The organism is Mycobacterium sp. (assembly GCF_049280035.1).
Classification (GTDB): domain Bacteria; phylum Actinomycetota; class Actinomycetes; order Mycobacteriales; family Mycobacteriaceae; genus Mycobacterium.
Genome location: NZ_JBAPPI010000493.1, coordinates 1 through 3867 on the forward strand (window position 1 = coordinate 1; position 3867 = coordinate 3867).

A 3867-nucleotide genomic window follows, 5' to 3' on the forward strand; every position below is an offset into this window, starting at 1 on the left:
GGTAGGCGGCGGTGCCGAGAATGACGCTGGTGGAAGTGATTCCGGCTGCGGCGACCGCCCGCACCAAACCGAAGTCGACGATTTTGACGTCGCCCTCATCGGAGATCAACACGTTTTCGGGTTTGACGTCGCGATGCACCAGGCCCGCGTGATGTGCGGCGGCCAGCCCGCCCAGCACCGGGCGCAGCACCGCGGCGACCGCGTGCGGTGGCATTGGACCACGCTCGGACAGCAACTCGCGCAGCGTGCCGCCCTCGACGAGTTCCATCACCAGGAACGGGTGACGGGCGTCCAGGCCCTGGTCGTAGACCGCGACGAGCCCGGGGTCTTTGAGTCGGGCGACCGTGCGGGCCTCGAGCTGGAAGCGGGTGAGGAATTGCTGGTCGCCGGCGTAGCGAGAATCCATCACCTTCAGCGCAACCGGCCGGTCCAAACGGGTATCGAGCCCGCGGTACACCGTCGAGGTGCCGCCGGTGGCAATCTTGGTCGCAACGCGATATCGCCCGTCCAGCAGCGCGCCCTCGAGAGGATCGTGCGTCGCCGCTGCAGCCACGGGGTTCATCGTAGGTGGCTGTATGGAGTCGGCCTGAAATCTCTTCATCGCGTGCCGGAATAACCGGGCCCGGCCTACTCTGAGGCGGTGAGCAGGATTCCGGCCGGCGACGACGTTCTGGACCCCGACGAACCCACCTACGATCTTCCCGGCGTCGCCGAGTTGCTTGGCGTGCCGGTCACCAAGGTGCAGCAACACCTGCGGGAAGGTCATCTGGTGGCGGTACGGCGTGCCGGTGACGTGTTAGTGCCGCGGATCTTGTTCACTGATTCCGGCGAGGTGGTCAAGAGCCTGCCCGGGTTGCTGATGGTTCTGCACGACGGCGGCTACCACGACACCGAGATCGTGCGCTGGCTGTTCACCCCCGATCCGTCGCTGACCGTCACTCGGGACGGAACGCGGGACGCCATCTGCAACGCCCGCCCGGTCGACGCGCTACACGCCCACCAGGCGCGCGAAGTGCTGCGCCGCGCGCAGGCCATGGCGTACTGACGCAGGCTTTAGTCAGCTGAGCCGACCGGCGCCGCCTCCGGCTCCGGCTCCGGCTCACGAGACAACGTGTACCAGGCGATCAACGCGCACGTCGTCGCGACCAAGACGTGAACCCACGAGTACATCCCATGGGCGCCATCGGGTTTGAAGATAACCATGATCCAGGTGGAGAATCCGGCGATCGCCGCGACTGCCGACCGCGACTGGGCCAGCGGGGCCACCACCGCCAGCGGCCAGGTGTAGTACCACGGCAGCGCGCCGGGCACGAACAACACGACGATGACCATGGCCCAGCCGATCCCGGTGAGCGCCTGGCGGTCGTCGTGCCGGAATCGCCACCACAGCAGCGGCAGCGACACCGCGATGATCGCGATCCCGATGAGCCGCGTGACCTGCAGCACGCCATAGAAATTCACCGGAAAGAACAATCCGCCGACGGTATGGATAAGGTTGGCGGCCGCCGTCGGGATCGTCAGCCAGTTGATGATCTTCACCGAGCCGGCCAACGCGGTCAGCCAGCCCAGCCCCACTCCGGCCACCCCGGACAACACCGCGAACACGGCGACGAAGATCAGCACAGATACGCCGGCTGCCGTTGCGAAGGCCGGCATCGGCCGGTATCCGCGCCGCTCGCGCAGATGGCGCATCCAGACCCAGACCAAAAACGGCAGCGCGATCCCGGCCGTGGCTTTGACCGCGACCGCCACGGCTACCAGCGTGATGCCCGCTACGTGATGACGCTCGAAGGTCAGCGCGATGCCGGCGGTCATCAGGCCCACCATCAACATCTCGTTGTGCACTCCGCCCATCAAATGAATGATCACCAGCGGGTTGAGCACACAAATCCACAGCGCGATGGGCGCGTCGGCGCCCAGATGACGGGCCAGCCGGGGTGTCGCCCAGATGAGCAACGCCAGTCCGGGCAGCATGCACAGGCGCAGCAACATGGTTCCGGCGATCACATGATTGCCGACCAGCGTCGTTACCAGCCTGGCAATCATGATGAATGCCGGACCGTATGGTGCGGTGGTGATTGTCCAGATGGGACTCACGTTGTCCAGCAACGGATTCGGATTCTCAATCGGGCCGACGGCATATGGGTCCAGGCCGTCGCGCAGCAGTGCGCCCTGGGCCAGATACGAGTAGGTGTCGCGGCTGAAGACCGGCACCGACAGCAGTAGCGGTGCCAACCAGAAGCCGGTCGTGGCCACCATGGTGTATTCGCTTGCACTGCCGGCCAGAACACGTCGGCCCAGCCACAGCCACGCGGTCAGCATCACCGTGACACCCACCCACAGCAGTACCGACGACAGCACCAGCCCGTGGCCGTAGCGCATCCAGGACAGGTGCAGCGACTCCAGCAGCGGGTCATGTTGTTTCGTGCTGCCCGCGCCGAGTCCACCCGCGGTGATCAGCACCGCGCCCAGGCAGCCCAGCAATGCCGGTCGGCCATCGGCTGCGACGATGAATTCCCGCAATCGTGAAAAGTGTTGCGGCTGCTCGGTAGCCGAGCCGGAAGTCGGTGTGGACGCACGCGTGGACATCTGCGTCACGCGGACCGGTTGGCGGCTAGTCTGGCAAGCTCGGACAGCCCGGTCTTAGCCGCCGAATGGATAGGTGCATCGGCCAGAGTGGCCAACGCCCGCCGGGTCAGCGTGTCGATTTGGTCCTCGGCCGCGGCCAATGCGCCGACCCGCTCGATGACCCCGCACAGTTCACTCACCTGCGCGTCGGTCAAGGCGGTACCGATCGAAGCGCGTAACAGCTTGGCGGCGGCCGGATCTGACTTGTCGGCCAATTCCACCGCCGTTGCCAGCAGCACCGTACGCTTGCCGGACCGCAGGTCGTCCCCGGAGGGCTTGCCGGTGACGGCCGGATCGCCGAACACACCCAACACGTCGTCGCGCAGTTGGAATGCGACGCCTAGATCGGTGCCGACCTCGTGGAAAAGGGCATGCACGTCGGGTCTCTCGGCAGCCGCGGCCACCCCGATTTGCAACGGACGCGACACCGTGTATGAGGCGGTCTTAAAAGTGTTGACATTCATCGCCGATGCGATTGACTCTGCGGCGCTGGCCTCGGCAACGATATCGAGGTATTGACCGCCGAGTAACTCGGTGCGGATGTCGACCCAGACTCGCCGCACCCGGCTGTGCGCATCCGGCGGCAGATCGACGCTGGCGACGATATCGTCTGCCCACGCCAGCGCAAGATCGCCGAGCAGGATGGCCGCCGAAATGCCGAATTGGTCAGCCGACCCGCGCCATTGCCGGTCGCGGTGCAATGCAGCGAACTGTACGTGCGTTGTCGGCCGACCCCGGCGAGTCGCCGAGCAGTCGATCACATCGTCATGCACCAACGCCGAGGCATGCAGTAGCTCCAGCGCGGAGAACAACAGCAGCACTTGGGCGTCGGCCTCTTTACTCGACACCGAACGCCAGCCCCAGTAGGCGAAGGCGGGGCGCAGCCGCTTGCCGCCGCTGAGCACGAACTCTTCCAGGCCGGCCGTCAAGCGCTCATAGTCGCTGCCGACGTAGGCGGCCGCACTGCGGCGGTCGTGTAGGTACCTGCGCAACTGGTCCGTGACGGCCGTGATGCTATGGGCCAACTCGACGGTTGCCGCTGCTTCTATGCTCAGCGCGACGCCCCTTCCTGGTCGGCTTCTATCATGGCCCGCCAAGTCTATTCGGCGGCGCGCTGTCCAGCAGGTTTTGCCCGACTAGGTGTACCCAGCCCGCATCGTCGCCGGGCAGTTGCTTCGACAGCCTCACTTTCTCGCACCTATGCTGTCGGGTGATCCGCGCTCGCCAGCCGGCCAGCTG

Annotated in this window: 4 protein-coding genes; 1 reads left to right on the top strand and 3 read right to left on the bottom strand. The window is 65.8% G+C overall.

All coding sequences use genetic code 11. The features are described 5' to 3' along the window. The coding region (locus WAN71_RS16085) for a protein kinase domain-containing protein (RefSeq protein WP_422226287.1) at nucleotides 1-562 on the bottom strand (562 nt) is incomplete at its 3' end. Between the two features lie 78 nt (nucleotides 563-640). On the opposite strand from WAN71_RS16085, the gene WAN71_RS16090 reads away from it, so the two are divergent. After that, the gene (locus WAN71_RS16090; protein WP_422226288.1) at nucleotides 641-1045 is read left to right on the top strand and encodes an Rv2175c family DNA-binding protein; all 405 of its coding nucleotides are present in this window, start codon (nucleotides 641-643) and stop codon (nucleotides 1043-1045) included. An 8-nt stretch (nucleotides 1046-1053) separates the two neighbouring features. Here WAN71_RS16090 and WAN71_RS16095 read toward each other — a convergent pair whose 3' ends face one another. Together WAN71_RS16095 and idsA2 are read right to left on the bottom strand one after the other, a co-directional pair. After that, nucleotides 1054-2589 carry an alpha-(1->6)-mannopyranosyltransferase A gene (locus WAN71_RS16095; RefSeq protein ID WP_422226289.1) on the bottom strand — a complete coding sequence of 512 codons (1536 nt, stop codon included), beginning with the start codon at nucleotides 2587-2589 and terminating at the stop codon, nucleotides 1054-1056. A 5-nt stretch (nucleotides 2590-2594) separates the two neighbouring features. Beyond that, entirely contained in the window at nucleotides 2595-3641 is a 1047-nt protein-coding gene (idsA2, locus tag WAN71_RS16100) for a bifunctional (2E,6E)-farnesyl/geranyl diphosphate synthase (RefSeq protein ID WP_422226290.1), read from the bottom strand. Nucleotides 3642-3867 lie beyond the last annotated feature (226 nt).

Bases quoted from the DNA above. Each gene is read 5' to 3' on its own strand.
- WAN71_RS16095 (WP_422226289.1), bottom strand. From the start codon at position 2,589: ATGTCCACGCGTGCGTCCACACCGACTTCCGGCTCGGCTACCGAGCAG.